We start from the raw sequence: 18,829 nt of genomic DNA, 5'->3' as shown, positions 1-18,829 counted from the left end.
CGGGCACAGTCGCACCGCTCCCGGTCACCCGCGGCGCGGTGGTCCGCGGCCTCCGTTGGCATCGGACCTGCACCTCCGGGGGCAGTCGCGTGCCCCGGCCGGGGGAACGACGGTGGAGGTCAGCGGACGCGGCGGATCTCTTCGGTGGGGGCCTCGGCGGGGACGCGGGTGAACTGGACCGTGGGGGTCTCGGCGGGGACGCGCGCGAACTGCACCGTCGGCACGTCGTCGGGCGCGGGTTCGCGGTCCCGGGCGCGGAGGCGCACCACGACGAACGCCACCACGGCCACCACCGCCACGACCAGGACCGCCTTGGAGAACATGCCCGCGTACTGCTCGACGAGGTACCAGCTCTCCCCCAGCAGGTAGCCCGCCACCACGAAGATCGTGTTCCAGACCAGGCTGCCCAGGGCGGTGAACAGCGCGAACGTGCCCAGGGGCATCCGCTCGACCCCGGCGGGCAGCGAGATGAAGCTGCGGAACAGCGGGATCATGCGGCCGAAGAAGACCGCCTTGACGCCGTGCTGGGCGAACCACGCCTCGGTCCGGTCGATGTCGGAGAGCTTGACCAGCGGCAGCTTCGCCGCGATGGCGCGGGTGCGCTCGCGGCCCAGGGTGGCGCCGATGCCGTAGAGCGCCAGGGCACCGACCAGCGACCCGAGCGTGGTCCACAGCACCGCGCCGACCACCGACATGCTGCCCTGGCTGGCGGTGAACCCGGCCAGCGGGAGGATGACCTCCGAGGGGATCGGCGGGAACAGGTTCTCCAGCGCGATGATGGTGCCGGCACCGGGGCCGCCGAGCGCTTCCATCACCGAGATGGCCCAGCCGGTGAAGCCGGTCGGTTCGGGGGCGGTGGCGGCCGAGGTCAACGAGGTCATGCGAGCGGGCTCCGGGGTCGGGGGCTCGGGGTGGCTCTGCCGCAGCACGAGCGGGACGGTTGCGTCCGTTTCCTCCATGATTCCAGCCGTTCGGGCGACTCCCTTCACCCGGTCGGTGATCTAGCGCACGCCGTCGTCGGCGCTCCTACGCTGACCGGAGGGAGGTGGGGCAGGTGAGCTACGCGGCGCGACGCGGTCCCAGGACCGGCGTGACGCTGTGGCGCGTGCGGTCCAGCGGTCACCACCACGTCGTCCCGGACGGGGTGCTGGACCTGATGTGGTTCCAGCACCGCTTGGTCGTCGCGGGACCCGACACCCGGGCGATGGCGGTGCACACCGCTCCTGAGGAGGTGACCTGGGGCCTGCGCATGCCCCCGGGCGTGGCCCACGCGCTGCTGGGCGTGCCCGCCGATGAGCTGACCGACCGGCGGGTCGCGCTGTCCGAGCTCGTCGCCCTCCCCGCGCGCTCGTTCGACGACGACCCGGCCGGTGCCCTGGAGCAGGTCTTCCTCGACCTGTGGACGCGAGCCGACCCCGACCGGGCGGCCCTGCGCCTGGCGGCCTCCCTCGACCGCGCGGCCCGCGACGGCCTGGGCGTGCGCGAGACGGCGCAGCGCCACGGCCTCTCGGAACGCTCGTTGCGCAGGGTCAGCACGCGGGTCTTCGGCTACGGCCTGAAGACGCTCGCGCGGATCCACCGCTTCCAGCGCGCGCTGCACCTGGCGCGGTCCGGGCTGTCGCTGGCCGAGGCCGCCGCGACCGCGGGCTACGTGGACCAGGCGCACTTCACCCGCGAGACCACGCGGCTCGCGGGGCGGACCCCGGCCGAGCTCACCGGGTCGTGGCCGATTCGTCCAAGCCAGGCCGCCCCCGCGCGTGGTGAGGTGCGGGCATGAGCATCGACGTGGAACGGGCGAGGGCCTTCCTGACCTCGCACGCGCGCACCCTCGACCGGCGGCGCTTCGAGGCCGCCACCACCGGTGACGACGCCGCGCGGCACGCGGTCGTCACCGCGCTCGACGCCTACCGCAACCCCGACGGCGGCTACGGGTGGGGGCTCGAACCGGACCTCCGCGCGCCGGAGAGCCAGCCGGCCGCCGCGCTGCACGCCTTCGAAGCCCTCGCCGACGCCCGGGCGCGCCACGCCCCGCACACCGAGGCACTGCTCGACTGGCTGGCGGCGGAGACGCTCCCCGACGGGGGCCTCCCGTTCGCGCTGCCGGTCAGCGACCCCACGGCGTGCGCGCCGTTCTGGGTCCAGGCGGACCCGACGGAGTCGTCGCTACAGATCACCGCCGCCGTGGCCGCGCAGGCGCACCGCCTGGCGCGCTGGGACGAGTCCGTCCGCGAGCACCCGTGGCTGGAGAAGGCCACCTGGTACTGCTTCGACGCCGTCCGCCGGACCGACCGCGCCCCCTCCGCGCACGTCCTGTCCTTCGCCCTCCAGCTCCTCGACGCCACCGCCGACACCCACCCGGAGGCGCGCGAGCTGCTCGACCACCTCGCGCAGTTCGTCCCACCGGACGGGGTGCTCGCGGTCGTCGGTGGTGCGGAGGGCGAGGCGCTCCGCCCCCTCGACCACGCGCCCGAACCGGACCGCCCGGTCCGCGCCCTGCTCGCCCCCGAGGCGGTGGCCGCGGACCTCGACCGGCTGGAGCAGGGCCAGCTCGCCGACGGCGGGTGGGCGGTCGACTTCACCAGCCACTCGCCCGCCGCCGCCCTGGAGTGGCGCGGGTACACCACGGTCCGGGCCGTCTCCGTGCTGCGGCGGAACGGGCGCTGACCGCGACCGGCCCCTCGGCCCCGGATCTCCTCCGCCGCCTCGCACAGCCGCGCTCCGCAGGGGTGCTGACAGGCCGCGCACCGCGCGCTGCCACGCTGGGTGAGACCGGACGGACAGGGGGTCGCAGTGGTTCGGACGTTGGTCGAGGAGCCGGAGCAGCAGACCGGGGCCCGCGGGCGGGGTCGACGGGTGCTCTCCGTCGTGCTGGCCGTGGTGGGCGTCGGGTTCGCGGCGTGGGCGGCGCTGCCGCTGCTCGGGTGGGACGTCGACCGCTACACCGTGGCGCTGGTGGCGCTGACGCCGTACGGGGTGCTGGTGGGGGCGGTCCTCGCGCTCGCCGGTCTGCTGCTGCGCCAGTGGCCGACGGCCCTGCTGGTGGGGCTGGTGACGGTGCTGCTCGCGGTCGGCGTCGCGCCGCGGGCGGTGTCCAGCGCGCCCCCGGCGCGGGGCGGCGAGCTGCGGGTGCTGTCGGTCAACGCCTACTTCGGCCAGGCGGACGCGGCGCGGGTCGTGGACCTGGTGCGGCGCCACGACGTCGACGTGCTCAGCCTGCAGGAGCTCACCCCGGAGCTGGTCGCGCGGTTGGACGCCGCGGGGCTGGCCGCGGAGCTGCCGCACCGGGTGTTCCACGCGGGCCCGAAAGCCGAGGGCTCCGGCATCGCGGCGCGCTACCCGCTGCGCGAGCTCGACCTGGTGCCGGACTCGACGCTGGCCCAGCCGTCGGCGCTGCTGGAACGACCGGGCAGCCGTCCCGTCGAGGTCGTCGCGGTGCACACGCTGTACCCGATGGGCAGCGACACGCACGACGTGTGGCGGCGCGAGCTGGGCGACCTCGGCCAGGTGCCGCTGACCGGCACGCCGCGCGTGCTGGCGGGCGACTTCAACGCGACGCTCGACCACACCGGCCTCGGTGACCTGCTCGGGCGCGGCTACACCGACGCCGCCGCGGCCACCGGCGCGGGGCTGGACGCCACGTGGCCCGCGGGCTGGTTCCCGCCGCCGGTGGTGCTCGACCACGTCCTCACCACGGCGGGGATCACCCCCCAGGCCTTCGAGGTCTTCCCGGTGCCGGGCGCCGACCACCGCGCGGTGCTGGCGACGCTGGTGGTCGGTTGAGCGGGTGCCCCGCGCACCGGCGGAGCGCCCGCTGCCTGCTCACCGCTCCGGCTTGGACTCCTGGACCAGCTCGAACTCCAGCAAGCTGGAGCCGGTGGCCACCGGGTTCTTCGCCTCACCGGCGTGCGCGGCCTTGGCCGGGCCGTTCGCCCAGGCCTGGAAGGCCTCCTCGGACTCCCACTTGGTGTACACGAAGTAGCGGTTGTCGCCCTTCACCGGGCGCAGCAGCTCGAACCCGAGGAAGCCGGGCGCGTCGTCCACCGAGCCGTGCCGCGAGGCGAACCGCTTCTCCAGCTCCGGGCCGGCGCCTTCCGGGACCTCGATCGCGTTGATCTTCACAACAGCCATGTGGCCAGGCTACTCGCGCCGGGCCGCGGGGGAGCGTGGTCGCCGCTACAGCTCCACCTGGGGGTGCAGGCGGGCCACCGTCCAGGTGCGCTGGCGCTGGACGACCAGGGTGGTCAGCAGCAGGACGACCACCAGCGTCCCGGACAGCACCGTGACGTCCTGCAGCAGCCGCTGCACGTCGCCGCCGGAGATCGTCACCCGCAGCCCGTGCACCAGGTAGCTCATCGGCAGGAACGGGTGCACCGCCTGGAACGGCACCGGCGTGGTCTCCATCGGGTACAGCCCGCCGGAGGCGGTGAGCTGGACGATGAGCAGCACCAGCGACAGCAGGTCACCGACCGCGCCCAGCGCGGTGCGCAGGAAGTGCACGACCGCCACGAACGCGAGCGCGGCCAGCGACACCAGCCCAGCGGTCCACCACGGGTGCACCGGGTCCAGGCCCAGCCCGAAGGTGACCACCGCGAGCAGCACCAACCCGCCGAGCACGCCCAGCGCGGCCGCGGGCAGGAACCCGGCCAGCGCGATCGTCCACGCGTTGACCCGGTCCGCCACCGCCCGCTGGTTCACCGGCTTGAGCAGCAGGTAGGCGAACAGCCCGAACACCCACAGCGCGATGGCGAAGAAGAACGGCGCCAGCCCGCGCCCGTAGACGTGGGCGGGGTGGACGTTCTCGGTGTGGATCTCGGTCGGCGAGCCCAGCACCTCGGCGGCGCGGGCGACCTCGGTCGGGTTGGTCGGCGGGATCTTGCCCAGCGTGTCGTCCACCAGCTGCTGGAGGGACTTGGCGCCGTCGTTGAGCTGCCCGGCCCCGGTGTGCAGCACGCCGCTGCTGGTGACCAGCGTGCTCAGCCCGTGGGTGATGCCGTCGCTGCCGCCGGACAGCTCCGCCGCGCCCGCGCGCAGCGTGTCGGCCGGGCCGCTGATCGCGCGGACCTGCTCCTGCAGCGGGCCGACCTCGTCCTGCAGCCCCAGCGCCCGCTGCTGGGCGTCCTGCGCGGCGGTCAACGCCCCCTGGGCGGACCCGTCCGCGCTCGTCGCGGCTTCGGCGAGCTGCCGGGCGAGGTCCACCGCGCGCTGGTAGGCGGGGTCCTCGGCGAGCTCCGGGCGCGCCGCGCCGAGCTCCTCGACGGCCGTGCGGCCCTCCGCGGCCCGCTGGTTGAGCGACCCGGTGGTGGCCGCGATCGCGCTCAGCTGCTCGACCGCGACGCCGCTGGCGTCGACCAGCGCGTTGACCGCGCCGGGCAGCCGCTCGGCGGTGAAGTCGGTGATGCCGCCCAGCTGCTGGTCAAGCTGGGCGCTGGCGTCCGAGACGGTCTGCACGCCGCGCGCGACCTGGCCGGCGCCGTCCCGCACCCCGCCGAGCCCGCGGGTGAGCGCGTCGGTGCCCTGCTTGTGCAGCTCGGTGCCGTCGACCAGCTTCTTCGACGCCTCCGACGCCGTCTGCAGCTTCTCCCGCGCCTGGCCCAGCTCGCCGTAGAGCGCGCGGGCGTAGGTCGCGTGCGCGGCGGCGTTGACCTGGTTCTGCAGCTCGGTCTTCACCGTGTCGGCCATGACGCCGACGATGTAGCCGTTGGCGTCGTCCTTGACGATGCGCAGCGCCGCGCGTTCCGGGGTGCGTTCGGCCGCGCTGGCCAGCCGGGCGCTGAAGTCCGGCGGCACCTCCACGGTGAAGTAGTAGCGGCCCGACTCCAGGCCCCGCCGGGCCTCCCCGGCGTCCACGAAGTGCCAGTCGAAGGTGTCGGTGGCCTTGAGCTGCTGCACGAACTGCTCGCCGGCGTCGAGGTGCTCGCCGCGGGCGTCCACCGGCACGTCGGCGTTGACCACCGCCACCGGGACCTGGCGCAGCCTGCCGTAGGGGTCCCAGTTCGACCACAGGTACAGCGCGCCGTACAGCAGGGGCACCAGCACCAGCACCAGGGGCACGTAGCGGCGCAGGGGGCCGCGGAAGCGCCGCAGCTCCAGCCAGGCCAGCGCGAGGGCTTTCACGGCGCGTCCTCCTCCAGCAGGTCGAACACGTCGGTGGACCAGTCCCGCTCGCGCGGGGGGAGGGGGATGATCTCGACGTCACCGGCGGGGGCCTCCGCGGCGCTGGCCAGCACCGTCGTCCCGGTCCGGGCCACCTCGTGCAGCGCCGACCACACCCGCGACTGCGCGGCCAGCGGCAGGCCGACGTCGACGTCGTCGACGAGGATCCCGGCGGGCCCGCCGGCGATCGTCAGCGCCACCGCGAGCAGCAGCTGGTCCGCCGGGTGCAGGTCGCCGACCAGCGCGGACCGGTCGGGGTCGAGGCCGACCAGGTCGAGCGCGTCCTCGACGGCGCCGGCGGAGACGCGGCTGATCAGGCGCCGCTCGAAGATCGCCTCCTTGACGCGGTGCTTGGGCTCCAGCTCGCAGCCCGGTCGCACCCGGGCCGGGCGGATGAGCTTGCGCACCACCCGGGCGCTCTCCGGCAGCACGTACCCGGAGACGTCCAGGTAGCCGGTGATGAGCGGGAGGCGGCCGGACAGCGCGAGCAGCAGCGAGGTCCGCCCGGACCCGCCGGGACCGGCCACCACGGCCAGCGCCCCGGCGGAGACCTGCAGGTCGAGGTTGCTGAACACGACGCCTTCCGGCCCCTTGGCCGCGATCCCGCGGGCGAGGATGCTCACGCCGTCGACGTCCATGCCTCCTCCTGCCGTGCGCGGGGTGCCGATCCAAAAGTGGCGGCTCGCCCGGCGCTCGGCAAGTCGTGGTCGGCGCCGACCCTCCACGGTGGACTGACGAGAACGCGCCCAGCGCAGCGGGACGCACCACCCGGTGACGTCAGCGGGCGAGGACGGTCTCGAGGCCTCCGCTGCGGGTGTCGAGGACGGCCACCTCGCTGATCGCCGCGCGCACCGCGTCCGGCGGTTGCAGGGCGCGGAAACCCGCGGCGAGCTGGTCGTCGGAGAGGCCCTGGGCGAGGGTGCAGTGCGGGATCCACGCGCCCGGGAAGTGGTAGGCCGACGGGTTCTGCACCCGGCCCGCCAGCGCGTCGTGCACCGCGGAGTGCACCGCGAGCAGCTCGGCGTCCACCACCGCGCCCAGCAGCAGCGTCCGGTCCTCGCCGGGGACCGTGCCGAGGGTGTGCAGCCACAGGTCCGGGACCGCCAGCAGCTCCAGCTCGGCGCGCACGGCCTTCCGGGCGGCGGCCGGGATGCTCCCCGCGGACGCCAGCGTCACGTGCGGCCGGTGCTTGCCTGCCGTGCTCGGCACGCCCGCCTCGTCCAGCCGCCGGCACAGGTCGCGCAGCCGCGACTCCGTGCTCTCGTCGAAGAGGAAGACCAGCGCGTGCGCCATTCAGTGCTCCCCGGGCAGCGCGAAGCGACCGTCGTCGGTCTGCTCGATGAGCCCGTCCACCAGCAGCGAGTCCAGGCAGCGGTCGCGCTGCCCGGCGTCGGACCACACCGCGTCCAGCTGCGCGCGCTCCACCGGTCCGTCGGAGCCGCGCAGCACGTCGAGCAGCTTGCCGCGCACCTGGCGGTCGGTGCCGGCGAACTTCTGCACCTTCTTCGGCGGCCCCGCGTAGGCCGGTCGCCCGGCGCGCTGCCAGGCGCAGTCCTGCGCGATGGGGCAGGCCTCGCACTGCGGCGAGCGCACCGTGCACACCACCTGCCCGAGCTCCATGAGCGCGGCGGAGAGCCTGGCCGCGGTGGCGTCGTCGGCGGGCAGCAGCGCCTCGACGTCGGCGAGGTCGCGCTTGGTCGACGGCGGCCCGGCGTCCCCGGCGCCGTGCACCGCGCGGGCCACCACGCGCCGCACGTTCGTGTCGACCACCGGGGCCCGCTTGCCGTAGGCGAACGCGGCCACGGCGCGCGCGGTGTAGGCGCCCACGCCCGGCAGGGCGAGCAGCGTGTCGACGTCCGACGGCACGACGTCGCCGTGCTCGGCCGCGATGATCCCGGCGGCCTCGTGCAGGCGCAGCGCTCGCCGCGGGTAGCCGAGCTTGCCCCAGGCGCGCAGCACCTCGCCCTGCGACGCGGCGGCCAGGTCGGAGGGGCGCGGCCAGCGGCGCATCCACTCCTCCCAGATCGGCCGGACCCGGTTGACCGGCGTCTGCTGCAGCATCGTCTCGCTGACCAGCACGCCCCACCCCGTGGTGCCGGGGGCGCGCCACGGCAGCGGGCGGGCGGAGGCGGTGAACCAGTCGATCAGCTCGACCGGGTCCAGCGGCGGGGCGGTGGTGTTCGCGGCGGAGGTCTTCATGGCACCGCTGATGGTGCCAGGCCCCCGGATCCGGCGATGAGCCACGCCCACGTCCAGCACGCACCGTCACCTCCGGGCCCCGGGACGACCCGGCCGGTCGCACCGGGCGGAAGGGAACCGCCCTCGCTCACTCGACGGCGTGGTCTCGGTGCGGCGCGGGGCGGTTTTCCGGGATTTGCACCCGATCGGGTGATCATCGACGGCGCTGTTCGGAGTATCCGCCGGGTTACTGTCGACGCGTGCTTGATCCGAACGGGCCGTTGCCCGCCGCGGTGTACTGGCGCCGCCGCGCGGTGGCGATCGTCGCGGTCCTGGCCGCGGTCGGCCTCGTCGGCTGGGGCGCGGTGGCGCTGCTGGGTGGATCGGCGCGGGAACCGCAGGCCGCTCCGCCGCAGGGCGCGCCGGTCGCGATCGCGGCGGACGAACCACCGCCGCAGTGCCCGGACGAGGTGATCCGGGTGGCCGCCGAGGTGCCCCGCCCCGAGTTCCGGGTCGGTGACCCGGTGCCGATGAGCATCGTGGTCACCAACGCCGGCGACCGCCCGTGCGTGCGCGACACCAACCGGATGCTGCGCGAGCTGACCGTGACCTCCCAGAGCGGCAAGCACGTGTGGTCCAGCAACGACTGCTACTCGGAGTCGACCAACGAGCAGCCGCTGCTGGAACCGGGGCAGCCGGTCCGCAACGACGTGCAGTGGTCCGGCGTGACGTCCACCCCGGACTGCGACCCCGGCCAGCCCCGGGCCGCGGCGGGCCAGTACCAGGTGGTGGCCCGGCTGGCCTCGCTCAACAGCGAGCCGGTGGAGTTCCGCCTGACCCCGTGAGCGGTCAGGCGAACGGGTCCATCGTGGACGATTCCGCCAGCCGGGACAGGCCCTCGTGGATCCGGCGGGCCTGCACCTCCCCGATCGAGTCCACTGCGCGCAGTTCGTCCTCGGTCGCCCGGAGCAGGCGCTGCAGCGAGCCGAAGTGCTCCACCACCCGCCGCCGGACGCCCGCGGGCAGCCGCGGGACCCGCGCCAGCAGGCGGTACCCGCGCGGCTCGAGGTGCTGGTCCAGCGCCTCCGGGGTGGTCGGGTAGCCGAAGGCGCCGGCGATCGCGGTCAGGTCCAGCAGCTCGGTGGCGTCGAGCTTGCGCAGGGCCGCCTCCACCTGCTCCGACGTCGGCATCGCGCCGCTGGTGGGCAGGTACTCCTGCACGATGAGCTCGCGGTCCAGGTCGATGCCGTCGCGGCCGCGCCGGGCGCGGGTGTCGCGCAGCGGGCCGACCAGCTCGTCGAGCTGCAGCTCGATCAGCCGCCCGTCCTCGCCGAGCTCGACCACGTCGCCCTCGATCTCGTCGGCGATCCGGCGCACCATCTCCATCCGCTGCACGACGGTCATCGCGTCCCGCAGCGTCACGTAGTCCTGCACCTCCAGCGCCGACAGCGCCTGCGCCACCTCGTCCAGCCGGGCGACGTAGCGCTCCAGGGTGGCCAGCGCCTGGTTGGCGCGGGAGAGGATGGCCGGGGAGCCGATGAGCACGTGCCGGTGGCCCTGCGTGTAGACGCTGATGATGCTCATCGACTGGCTGACCGACACCACCGGGTAGCCGGTCTGGTTGGCGGTGCGCTCCGCGGTGCGGTGCCGGGTGCCGGACTCCTCGGTGGGCGTGCTCGCGTCCGGCACCAGGTGCACGTTCGCCCGCATGATGCGCTTGGCGTCGGTGGACAGCACCACCGCTCCGTCCATCTTGGACAGCTCGCGCAGCCGGGTGGCGCTGAACTCGATGTCCAGGTGGAACCCGCCGTCGCAGAGCGCTTCCACGGTCGGGTCGTAGCCGAGCACGACGAGGCCACCGGTGCGGCCGCGCAGGACGCGTTCGAGGCCGTCGCGCAGGGCGGTCCCGGGTGCCAGCCGGGCCAGCGTGGCGCGCAGCGCCTCGTGGCTCATCGTCACCTCACGATCTTGAGCGCGTCGCCGATGTTCGACACGACCGTGGCTCGCACGCCCTCCGGCAGCGGGCCGGAGTCCGGCGGCACCAGCGCGCGGTCGAAGCCCAGCCGCGCGGCCTCCGCCAACCGGCGGCCGACCCCGTTGACCCGGCGGATCTCGCCCGCCAGGCCCACCTCGCCGACCACGACCAGGTTCGGCGGGAGCGGCGTGCTCCTGCGCGAGGAGGCGATGGCCAGCGCCACCGCGAGGTCCGCGGCCGGTTCGGTCACCCGCTGGCCGCCGACCGTCGCGGCGAACACGTCGTACTCCCCGGTGGGGATCTTGCCGTGCTTGCCGAGCACGGCCAGCGCCATCGACACCCGCGCCGAGTCCAGCCCGCTCACCGACCGGCGCGGCATCGCCATCTGGGTGTGCATGAGCAGCGCCTGGACCTCGACCAGCAGCGGCCGCTTGCCCTCCACCACCACGGTCACCGCGGTGCCGTCGACCACGGTCTCCTGCCGGTTGACGAACAGCCCGGACGGGTCGGGGACCTCGGCGATGCCGTCGTCGCGCTGCTCGAAGCAGCCGACCTCGTCGGCCGGGCCGAACCGGTTCTTCACCCCGCGCAGCATCCGCAGCGCCGAGTGCCGGTCGCCCTCGAAGTGCAGCACCACGTCGACCAGGTGTTCCAGCACCCGCGGACCGGCGACCGCGCCGTCCTTGGTGACGTGCCCGACCAGCACCACCGGCAGCCCGCGCTCCTTGGCCAGCGCCACCAGTGCGGTGGTGACCGCCCGGACCTGGGTGACGCCGCCGGGGCTGCCCTCGGCCTCGGGGGACTGGACGGTCTGCACCGAGTCGACGATGAGCAGGCCGGGGTTGACGGCGTCGACGTGCCCGAGCACCGCGGACAGGTCGCTCTCCGCGCCGAGGTAGAGCTGCGGGTGCACCGAGTCGGTGCGCTCGGCGCGCAACCGCACCTGGCCCGCGGACTCCTCGCCCGTCACGTACAGCGACGGGCCGCGGGAGGGGGCGCAGGCCCAGCGGTGGGCGACCTCGAGCAGGAGTGTGGACTTGCCCACACCGGGCTCGCCGGCCAGCAGCACCACCGCGCCGGGCACGATGCCGCCGCCGAGCACCCGGTCCAGCTCGCCGATGCCGGTGGACACCGCGCGGGCCGAGTCCAGGTCGACTTCGGCGATCGGCCGCGCCGGGGTGGCCGGGGCGCCGGCGCTGACCTTGGCCAGTGCGGGGCGGGCGGGGGCGGCCTCGTCGATCGTGCCCCACGCCTGGCAGCTCGGGCAGCGTCCGACCCACTTGGCGACCTCGTGGCCGCAGTCGGCGCAGCGGTAGGCGGGGCGGGCGGCTCGGACGTTCTTCGGAGGCACGGGGCGAGGCTATCGACCCGCGGCGACGGAGCGGTGGCACGCCCGCGGCACGTCGCCGCAGACGCGGATCGGGCCGCCCGCGGGTGCGGACGGCCCGATCACGGCAGGTCGTGGGTCAGTGACCGCCGGCCTCGCTGTCGTGCAGCTCGGGGCGCGGCTTCTCGTCCTCGCCGATCGGCACCTGGACGGTGACCGGGCCGGCGTTCTGGAAGACGAAGGTCACCGGGATGGTCACGCCGGGGGTGATGTCCTGCTTGAACCCGTTCAGCGTGATCTGCACGGTGCGGGCGCCGGTGGCCTCGGCCTGCGCCTTCAGCTCGGCGTTGGTGCCGGTGGCGTGCAGCGCGGTGCGGCTGGGCAGGTCGGTGGTCCCGCTCACGGTCGCCGGCGCGGTGGTGTAGGGGCTGGTGACCTCGACGAGCTTGTCGTCCGCGCCCTCGTTGGTCAGCACCGCCTGCAGCGGGGCGGAGGAACCGGCCGGGTAGAGCGTGCCGGAAGCCGGGAAGCTGAACGTGGCGTTGCGGACGGCGATCTCCTGGACGTCGCCTGCTCCGCCGTTCACGGCGGCGACCTGGGTGTCGGTCTCGGTCACCTGACCGGCGCTGCACCCACCGAGGGCGACGACGGCGCCGAGCCCGAGTGCGGCCGAGATCAGCCGCAGGCGGGCGGCCTTGTGGTGCTGAGGGCGGCTCACGGTTGCAGCGTCCTTCCTGATTGCCGGACAACCAGGTGGAGCTTAATCCCCCGCCCGCGCGAGGGGTGCTCCAGGGTCTTGCCGACCTACGCATGGGCGGCCGCCGACCAGCTGAACAGGCGCGCGAAATGGATGTCCACAGTGGACGATTTCAGCGGGCCGAAAGGTTGCGCCTTGCACGTTCGGGTGCCCTTTGTCAACCCCTGTCCATGGCCTGACCTGCGATTACGGATGGTGGGGCGTCGAGGTGGAGTTGCTTGGCGTGGTAAAGTGGGCATAGCGAAAGGGGCAGAGGACACATGGTTTTCAAGGTCGGAGAGACCGTCGTCTACCCGCATCACGGTGCCGCGCTGATCGAAGCCATCGAGACTCGTGTGATCAAAGGCGAGGAGAAGCAGTACCTCGTGCTCAAGGTCGCACAGGGTGACCTGACCGTCCGCGTCCCTGCGGACAACGCCGAGATCGTCGGCGTCCGGGACGTGGTCGGCCAAGAGGGTCTCGACCGGGTCTTCGACGTGCTGCGGGCCCCGCACACCGAAGAGCCCACCAACTGGTCTCGACGGTACAAGGCCAACCTGGAGAAGCTCGCCTCCGGCGATGTGAACAAGGTGGCCGAAGTGGTGCGCGACCTCTGGCGACGCGAGAAGGATCGTGGTCTGTCCGCGGGCGAGAAGCGCATGCTGGCGAAAGCCCGCCAGATCCTGGTCAGCGAGCTGGCGCTGGCCGAGGGGACGGACGAGGGCAAGGCGGAGACCCTGCTGGACGAAGTTCTCGCCACCGCGGTCTGAGGCATCGGGATCGGACGAGCGTGAGCGTGGTCGCGCTGGTCCCCGCGGCTGGCCGCGGGGTGCGCTTGGGGCTGGGCAGGCCCAAGGCGCTGGTTCCGGTGAACGGTCAGTCGTTGTTGTTGCGTGCGGTCCGCGGTCTGCTGGCGGCGGGCTGCGTGCAGCACGTCGTCGTGGCCGCCCCGCCCGACCAGGTCGACGTGGTGGCCGCTGAGCTGGCCGAGGTCCCGGACGCCCACGTGGTGCCCGGGGGAGCGGAGCGGACCGACTCGGTGCGCCTCGCGCTCGATTCGGTCGAGCGGGTCGCGCCGGACGCCCGGGTGGTGCTGGTGCACGACGCGGCGCGCGCCTTCACCCCGGCGTCGGTGGTCCAGGACGTCGTGCGGGCGGTCGAGCAGGGCGCCCCGGCGGTGGTGCCGGTGCTGCCGGTGTCTGACACGGTCAAGAAGGTCGACGAGGCCGGGAACGTCGTCGCCACCGTGGACCGCGCCGAGCTCCGGGCGGTGCAGACCCCCCAAGGATTCACCCTCGACGTGCTGCGCGAGGCGTACGCGGCCGCCGACGGCGTCGCCACCGACGACGCCGGTCTCGTGGAGCGCATCGGCGGCACGGTGCACACCGTGGCCGGGCACCCGCACGCCTTGAAGATCACCACCGCGTTCGACCTGGCCATCGCCGAGTCGGTGCTGGCGGTGGACATCCCGCAGGACGCTGGAGAACGCGCGTGACCGAGCTGCTCCCCCGCGTCGGCCAAGGGGTCGACGTGCACCCCGTCGAGCCCGGCCGCGACTGCTGGATCGCGGGCCTGCACTGGCCCGGGGTGGACGGGTGCGCGGGCCACTCCGACGGTGACGTCGCCGCGCACGCGCTGTGCGACGCGCTGCTGTCGGCGGCGGGCCTGGGCGACCTCGGAGCGGTGTTCGGCACCTCCGACGACCGCTGGGCCGGTGCGCACGGCGTCGACTTCCTGGCCGAGGTGCGCGACCGCGTCGCCGCCGCAGGGCTGCGCGTCGGCAACGCGACGGTGCAGGTCATCGGCAACGCGCCCCGCATCGGCAAGCGCCGCGACGAGGCGCAGCGGGTGCTCTCGGACGCCGTCGGGGCGCCGGTGTCGGTCTCCGGCACCACCTCGGACGGGCTCGGCCTGACCGGCCGCGGCGAGGGGATCGCCGCGATCGCCACCGCCCTGGTCTTCCCCGCCTCCTGACCTGCGGGAGAGCTCGGGGTGACCGCCGGTCGGAGTCGGGGAGAACTCAGGGTCCGAGGCCTGGAACACCGGGGTCGCAGCGCGCCATGCTCGGATCATGGGCGTCGAGCGGAACCGGTGGGTGCGTCGGCTGCTCGTGGTGCAGCCGGTGCTGGTGTGGCCAGTGTCGTTCGTGCTGTGGTCCGGCGGTGACGGGCTGGGCCTGGCGCTGGCGGTGGTGCTGCTGTGGGGGAGCGCGGCGGTCAGCGTCGCGGGCATCGTCGTGCCGATGCGGCGGACCTCCCGCTGCTGACCGGCGTCGGCGAGCGGGTGAGCTTGGCCGCAACCCGGTGCCGGGAAGATCCGCTGCCCTTACCGTGGGCGACGTGACTCTGCGCGCGGTGCTCTTCGACTTCTCCGGCACGCTGTTCCGGCTCGAGGAAGACCCCTCCTGGTACGCCGAGCTGACCGACGCCGACGGCGCCCCGTTCGACCTGTCCGCACAGGCGGAGATCATGCGCCGGATGACCGCGCCGAGCGGGCGGGTCGTCGAGCTCGGTGCCGAGTACGAGCACGCGTGGGAGAACCGCGACCTCGACCCCGCGCTGCACCGCAAGGTCTACCTGGAGGTGCTGCGCAGCTCCGGGGTGCGCGACGGGCAGGCCGAGGGCCTCTACGAGAAGCTGATCGACCCGGACTGCTGGACCGCGTACCCGGACACCGCCGAGGTGCTGCGCCGGCTGAGCGAGTCCGGGGTCAAGGTCGGCGTGATCAGCAACATCGCCTTCGACATCCGTCCCGCGTTCGAGCGGATCGGGGTCGCCGGGCACGTCGACGAGTTCCTGCTCTCCTACCTCGAAGGCGTGATCAAGCCGGACCCGAAGATCTTCCTGCGCGCCTGCGAGCGGTTGGGCGTCGCGCCGCAGGAGGCGCTCATGGTCGGCGACAGCGAGGAGGCGGACGGCGGGGCCGCCGCGGTCGGCTGCCAGGTGGCGATCGTGGACCCCGCGCCCACCGCGGAGCGCCGCGACGGTCTGCTCACCGCCGTGGGCGACGTGCTGCGCTGAGCGCCGCGGGGTCTTGACGAGACGGCCCCTGTCGTGATTGGGCTCCGACCCGTGCCCGTACCATCGAGGTCGTGAGCCTGCACCTGCATGACACCGCGACCCGAACGACGCGCGAGTTCCACCCGCGCTGCGGCGGAGTGGCGTCGATCTACGTCTGTGGTGCCACCGTGCAGGGCGTTCCGCACGTCGGCCACGTCCGCAGCGGGCTGAACTTCGACGTGCTCCGGCGCTGGCTGCAGCGCAAGGGCTACGACACGCGCCTGGTCCGCAACGTGACCGACATCGACGACAAGATCCTCACCAAGGCCGCCGAGGCGGGTCGGCCCTGGTGGGAGTGGGCGGCCACGCACGAGCGGGCCTTCGAGCGCGCCTACGACCAGCTCGGCTGCCTGCCGCCGTCGGTGCTGCCCCGCGCGACCGGGCACATCACTCAGATGATCGACCTCATCCAGCGCCTGATCGACAAGGGGCACGCCTACGCCGCCGGTGGGGACGTCTACTTCTCGGTCTCCTCCTACGCCGACCACTACGGCGCGCTGTCCGGGCAGCGCCTGGACGAGGTCCAGCAGGGCGAGTCGCTGGCCAGCGGCAAGAAGGACCCGCGCGACTTCACGCTGTGGAAGGGCGCCAAGCCGGGCGAGCCGAGCTGGCCGACGCCGTGGGGCCACGGCCGGCCGGGCTGGCACCTGGAGTGCTCGGCGATGGCCACCTTCTACCTGGGCAGCGAGTTCGACATCCACGGCGGCGGGCTCGACCTGGTCTTCCCGCACCACGAGAACGAGCTGGCGCAGTCCAACGCGGCCGGGGACGGCTTCGCCCAGTACTGGATGCACAACGCCTGGGTGACGATGAGCGGCGAGAAGATGTCGAAGTCGCTCGGCAACGTGCTGTCCATCCCGGAGGTGCTCAAGCGCGCCCGGGCGGCCGAGCTGCGGTACTACCTGGTCACCCCGCACTACCGGTCGACCATCGAGTTCTCCGAGGAGGGCCTGGCCGAGGCGGTGGCCACCTACCGCCGCATCGAGTCGTTCGTGCGGCGGGTCGGTCAGCGCACCGGTGCCGTGGAGCTGGGCGAGGTGCACCCCGAGTTCGCCGCGGCGATGGACGACGACCTGTCGACGCCGCAGGCGATCGCGGTGGTGCACAACGTCGCCCGCGAGGGCAACGCGGCCCTGGACCGCGGTGACGACGCGGCGGCCCGCAGCGCCGCGGCCTCGGTGCGGGCGATGACGGACGTGCTCGGGCTCGACCCGCTGTCCGAGCAGTGGGCCGAGGACTCCGGCGGCGGCGACGCCGCGCACCGCGCGCTCGCGCAGCTGGTGGAGGCCATGCTGGAGGAGCGCGAGCGGGCCCGGGCGGAGCGCGACTTCGCCACCGCTGACCTGTTGCGAGACCGGTTGCAGGCCAGCGGGATCGCCGTCGAGGACACCCCCGACGGTCCGATGTGGACATTGAGGGACGGTTGATCACGTGGCTGGCAACGACAGGCGCCGCGGCGGCATGCGCAAGTCCAACAAGAAGGGCATGGTCGTCGGTTCCGGCGGACAGCGGCGCAAGGGACTGCGCGGCAAGGGGCCGACGCCGAAGGCCGAGCACCGGGTCAGCCACCCCGCGAAGCGGCGCGCGGACGCGCGCGCGAGGGCTGAGCAGCAGCGCTTGAAGCGCCAGGCGGCGGCGGAGTCGCAGCCGGAGCTGGTGTGCGGGCGCAACCCGGTGGTGGAGTGCATCCGGGCGGACGTGCCCGCGAGCGGGTTGTTCGTGGCGCAGGGCATCGACGTCGACGACCGGGTCACCGAAGCGGTCCGGGAGGCGAACACCCGCGGCATCTCGGTGCTCGAGGTGCCGCGCACCGAGCTGGACCGGATGACCGGTGGCGCCGTCCACCAAGGACTGGCGCTGCAGGTGCCGCAGTACAAGTACGCGCAGCCGGAGGAGGTGCTGGACGCGGCGATCGAGTCCGGCATCCCGCCGCTCATCGTCGCGCTGGACGGGGTCACCGACCCGCGCAACCTCGGCGCGGTGATCCGCTCGGCGGCGGCCTTCGGCGCGCACGGCGTGGTCGTGCCGCAGCGCCGCAGCGCCGGGCTCACGGCCGTCGCGTGGCGCACCAGCGCGGGCACCGCGGCCAAGCTGCCGGTGGCCAAGGCGGTGAACCTGACCCGCACGCTCAAGGACCTGAAGAAGGCGGGGCTGATGGTGGTCGGCCTCGACGCGGACGCCGACGTGACCGTCGACGACCTGGAGCTGGCCTCCGGGCCGCTGGTGGTGGTCGTGGGCTCGGAGGGCCGGGGCCTGTCCCGGCTGGTCCGGGAGACCTGCGACCAGACGGTCTCGATCCCGATGGCCACCGGCGTGGAGTCGCTCAACGCCTCGGTGGCCGCGGGCGTGGTCCTCGCCGAGGTGGCCCGCCGGCGCCGCCTCCGCTGACGGCGGGGTGGTCAGCGGACGCCCGCTGACCACCCGCGACGTCACTGGTGCTGGCTGAAGACCGTGTCGAAGGTCAGCGCCGAGGACAGCACCATGCTCAGCAGCGGGTCCTGCAGCGGCCGGTGGAGCTGGAGCACGTAGTTGTCCGCCGTGGTGAAGGCGGCCTTGGCGAAGCCCTGCCAGGTCTTGGTGATCTTGCCGATCTCCTGGTCCGCGTGGTCGAGGACCTTGATGTCCCACGCGCGGAGGTTCTCCGCCTGCAGGCCGCCGATGCGCTGGCCGCCGACCTCGAAGTCGAAGCGGGCCTTGCCCCAGAAGTTGGCCAGCTTGACGTCGCCGATGGGGGTCTGGTCCGGGCGCTGCACGTGGACGGTGCCCTTGATCAGCTGCGGCGGGCGGGTCAGCAGCAGCACCGGGCGGCCGGTGATGTCCCGGATCTCCAGCTTGACCGACATGAGCGTGTCGAGCTTGGTGAACGCCCGCAGGGCCTTCTGCGCCCCGCTCTGCCCGACCTGCACGACCGAGCCGAGCTGGCGTCCGTGCTGGTCGTAGATGGCGTACTCGTTGCTCATCTCGATCAGCTTGGCCTTCTGGTTGATCACCAGGATCGGCTCGGTGAACAGGGTGCCCCCGCCGCCGGCGACCGGGCCGCCGACCCCGGCGCGCTGCTGGACCTGCTGCTGGACCGAGGCGGGGTCCCCGGTGCTGCCGAACGACACCTCCAGGGCCGAGACGTCGGCCTGCGGCGGCGCCGGCTGCTGGGCGGGCTGGACGTGCGGGGTCCACTGCCGCCCGTCCCACCAGCGGACGTAGCGCGGGTCTGCTTGGTCCGGGTACCAGCCTGGCGGCGGAGCGTTCATGGGGCCCAGGCTAGGTGATCGTCTTCGGCGCTGTCCGCGCTTTCACGCGCGTCACACCCGGCCGCAGAACCCGGTCCGTTCCGGCCCGGTGACGTTCCGGGCTCGGTTAGAGTCCGAACAGCAGTCCGACGTGAGGAGGCCAGGGCCTCCCGC

Annotated in this window: 21 protein-coding genes; 11 read left to right on the top strand and 10 right to left on the bottom strand. The window is 73.8% G+C overall.

The features are described from left to right. Positions 1-119 precede the first annotated feature (119 nt). On the bottom strand, positions 120-929 hold the full coding sequence (locus tag HNR68_RS01660) for a DedA family protein (protein ID WP_343049877.1): 810 nt from the start codon (positions 927-929) through the stop codon (positions 120-122). A 161-nt stretch (positions 930-1,090) separates the two neighbouring features. Here HNR68_RS01660 and HNR68_RS01655 point away from each other — a divergent pair, with 161 nt between their 5' ends. From HNR68_RS01655 to HNR68_RS01645, 3 genes are all read left to right on the top strand, one after another. Beyond that, positions 1,091-1,777, top strand: coding sequence for a helix-turn-helix domain-containing protein (locus HNR68_RS01655; protein ID WP_218888162.1), 687 nt, complete (start codon positions 1,091-1,093; stop codon positions 1,775-1,777). Then, a complete protein-coding gene (locus HNR68_RS01650; RefSeq protein WP_179716920.1) occupies positions 1,774-2,664 on the top strand; it encodes a prenyltransferase/squalene oxidase repeat-containing protein in 891 nt (296 codons plus the stop codon). The genes HNR68_RS01655 and HNR68_RS01650 overlap by 4 nt, the downstream gene beginning before the upstream one ends. A gap of 126 nt (positions 2,665-2,790) precedes the next feature. Then, on the top strand, positions 2,791-3,780 hold the full coding sequence (locus HNR68_RS01645; protein ID WP_179716918.1) for an endonuclease/exonuclease/phosphatase family protein: 990 nt from the start codon (positions 2,791-2,793) through the stop codon (positions 3,778-3,780). Between the two features lie 39 nt (positions 3,781-3,819). Here the strand turns inward: HNR68_RS01645 and HNR68_RS01640 are convergent, their stop codons facing one another. The 5 genes from HNR68_RS01640 to HNR68_RS01620 form a co-directional block, all read right to left on the bottom strand. Beyond that, on the bottom strand, positions 3,820-4,128 hold the full coding sequence (locus tag HNR68_RS01640; protein ID WP_179716916.1) for an antibiotic biosynthesis monooxygenase family protein: 309 nt from the start codon (positions 4,126-4,128) through the stop codon (positions 3,820-3,822). A gap of 45 nt (positions 4,129-4,173) precedes the next feature. Next, positions 4,174-6,114 carry a YhgE/Pip family protein gene (locus HNR68_RS01635; protein ID WP_179716914.1) on the bottom strand — a complete coding sequence of 647 codons (1,941 nt, stop codon included), beginning with the start codon at positions 6,112-6,114 and terminating at the stop codon, positions 4,174-4,176. Beyond that, on the bottom strand, positions 6,111-6,791 hold the full coding sequence (locus HNR68_RS01630) for an ATP-binding cassette domain-containing protein (protein WP_179716911.1): 681 nt from the start codon (positions 6,789-6,791) through the stop codon (positions 6,111-6,113). Before HNR68_RS01630 ends, HNR68_RS01635 begins: the two co-directional genes overlap by 4 nt. Before the next feature lie 139 nt (positions 6,792-6,930). After that, the gene (locus HNR68_RS01625) at positions 6,931-7,446 is read right to left on the bottom strand and encodes a 2'-5' RNA ligase family protein (RefSeq protein ID WP_179716909.1); all 516 of its coding nucleotides are present in this window, start codon (positions 7,444-7,446) and stop codon (positions 6,931-6,933) included. After that, complete coding sequence (locus tag HNR68_RS01620) at positions 7,447-8,352, bottom strand: HhH-GPD family protein (protein WP_179716907.1); 906 nt, start codon at positions 8,350-8,352, stop codon at positions 7,447-7,449. It lies immediately after the preceding gene. Between the two features lie 239 nt (positions 8,353-8,591). Here HNR68_RS01620 and HNR68_RS01615 point away from each other — a divergent pair, with 239 nt between their 5' ends. Next, on the top strand, positions 8,592-9,176 hold the full coding sequence (locus HNR68_RS01615) for a hypothetical protein (protein ID WP_179716905.1): 585 nt from the start codon (positions 8,592-8,594) through the stop codon (positions 9,174-9,176). A 4-nt stretch (positions 9,177-9,180) separates the two neighbouring features. On the opposite strand, the gene disA is transcribed toward HNR68_RS01615, so the two are convergent. The 3 genes from disA to HNR68_RS01600 form a co-directional block, all read right to left on the bottom strand. Beyond that, entirely contained in the window at positions 9,181-10,284 is a 1,104-nt protein-coding gene (disA, locus tag HNR68_RS01610) for a DNA integrity scanning diadenylate cyclase DisA (protein ID WP_179724526.1), read from the bottom strand. 2 nt (positions 10,285-10,286) lie between these two features. After that, the gene (gene radA, locus HNR68_RS01605; RefSeq protein ID WP_179716903.1) at positions 10,287-11,657 is read right to left on the bottom strand and encodes a DNA repair protein RadA; all 1,371 of its coding nucleotides are present in this window, start codon (positions 11,655-11,657) and stop codon (positions 10,287-10,289) included. Positions 11,658-11,772: 115 nt separating this feature from the next. Beyond that, entirely contained in the window at positions 11,773-12,351 is a 579-nt protein-coding gene (locus tag HNR68_RS01600; protein WP_343049876.1) for a copper chaperone PCu(A)C domain-containing protein, read from the bottom strand. 299 nt (positions 12,352-12,650) lie between these two features. On the opposite strand from HNR68_RS01600, the gene HNR68_RS01595 reads away from it, so the two are divergent. The 7 genes from HNR68_RS01595 (at position 12,651) to rlmB (ending at position 17,816) form a co-directional block, all read left to right on the top strand. Next, positions 12,651-13,139, top strand: coding sequence for a CarD family transcriptional regulator (locus tag HNR68_RS01595; RefSeq protein WP_009947449.1), 489 nt, complete (start codon positions 12,651-12,653; stop codon positions 13,137-13,139). Positions 13,140-13,159: 20 nt separating this feature from the next. Next, a complete protein-coding gene (gene ispD, locus HNR68_RS01590) occupies positions 13,160-13,864 on the top strand; it encodes a 2-C-methyl-D-erythritol 4-phosphate cytidylyltransferase (protein ID WP_179716901.1) in 705 nt (234 codons plus the stop codon). Then, on the top strand, positions 13,861-14,343 hold the full coding sequence (ispF, locus tag HNR68_RS01585) for a 2-C-methyl-D-erythritol 2,4-cyclodiphosphate synthase (RefSeq protein WP_179716898.1): 483 nt from the start codon (positions 13,861-13,863) through the stop codon (positions 14,341-14,343). Before ispD ends, ispF begins: the two co-directional genes overlap by 4 nt. 97 nt (positions 14,344-14,440) lie before the next feature. After that, positions 14,441-14,635 carry a hypothetical protein gene (locus HNR68_RS01580; protein ID WP_179716897.1) on the top strand — a complete coding sequence of 65 codons (195 nt, stop codon included), beginning with the start codon at positions 14,441-14,443 and terminating at the stop codon, positions 14,633-14,635. A 73-nt stretch (positions 14,636-14,708) separates the two neighbouring features. Next, positions 14,709-15,389 carry an HAD-IA family hydrolase gene (locus tag HNR68_RS01575; RefSeq protein ID WP_179716895.1) on the top strand — a complete coding sequence of 227 codons (681 nt, stop codon included), beginning with the start codon at positions 14,709-14,711 and terminating at the stop codon, positions 15,387-15,389. Between the two features lie 71 nt (positions 15,390-15,460). Then, on the top strand, positions 15,461-16,855 hold the full coding sequence (gene cysS, locus HNR68_RS01570; protein WP_179716893.1) for a cysteine--tRNA ligase: 1,395 nt from the start codon (positions 15,461-15,463) through the stop codon (positions 16,853-16,855). 4 nt (positions 16,856-16,859) lie between these two features. Beyond that, complete coding sequence (rlmB, locus tag HNR68_RS01565; RefSeq protein ID WP_179716891.1) at positions 16,860-17,816, top strand: 23S rRNA (guanosine(2251)-2'-O)-methyltransferase RlmB; 957 nt, start codon at positions 16,860-16,862, stop codon at positions 17,814-17,816. 41 nt (positions 17,817-17,857) lie between these two features. On the opposite strand, the gene HNR68_RS01560 is transcribed toward rlmB, so the two are convergent. Next, positions 17,858-18,676, bottom strand: a complete 819-nt coding sequence (locus HNR68_RS01560) for a phospholipid scramblase-related protein (RefSeq protein ID WP_179716888.1) — start codon at positions 18,674-18,676, stop codon at positions 17,858-17,860. Positions 18,677-18,829 lie beyond the last annotated feature (153 nt).

The organism is Saccharopolyspora hordei, assembly GCF_013410345.1.
Taxonomy (GTDB): Bacteria; Actinomycetota; Actinomycetes; order Mycobacteriales; family Pseudonocardiaceae; genus Saccharopolyspora; species Saccharopolyspora hordei.
This window is presented reverse-complemented; position numbering and strand designations above follow the sequence as displayed.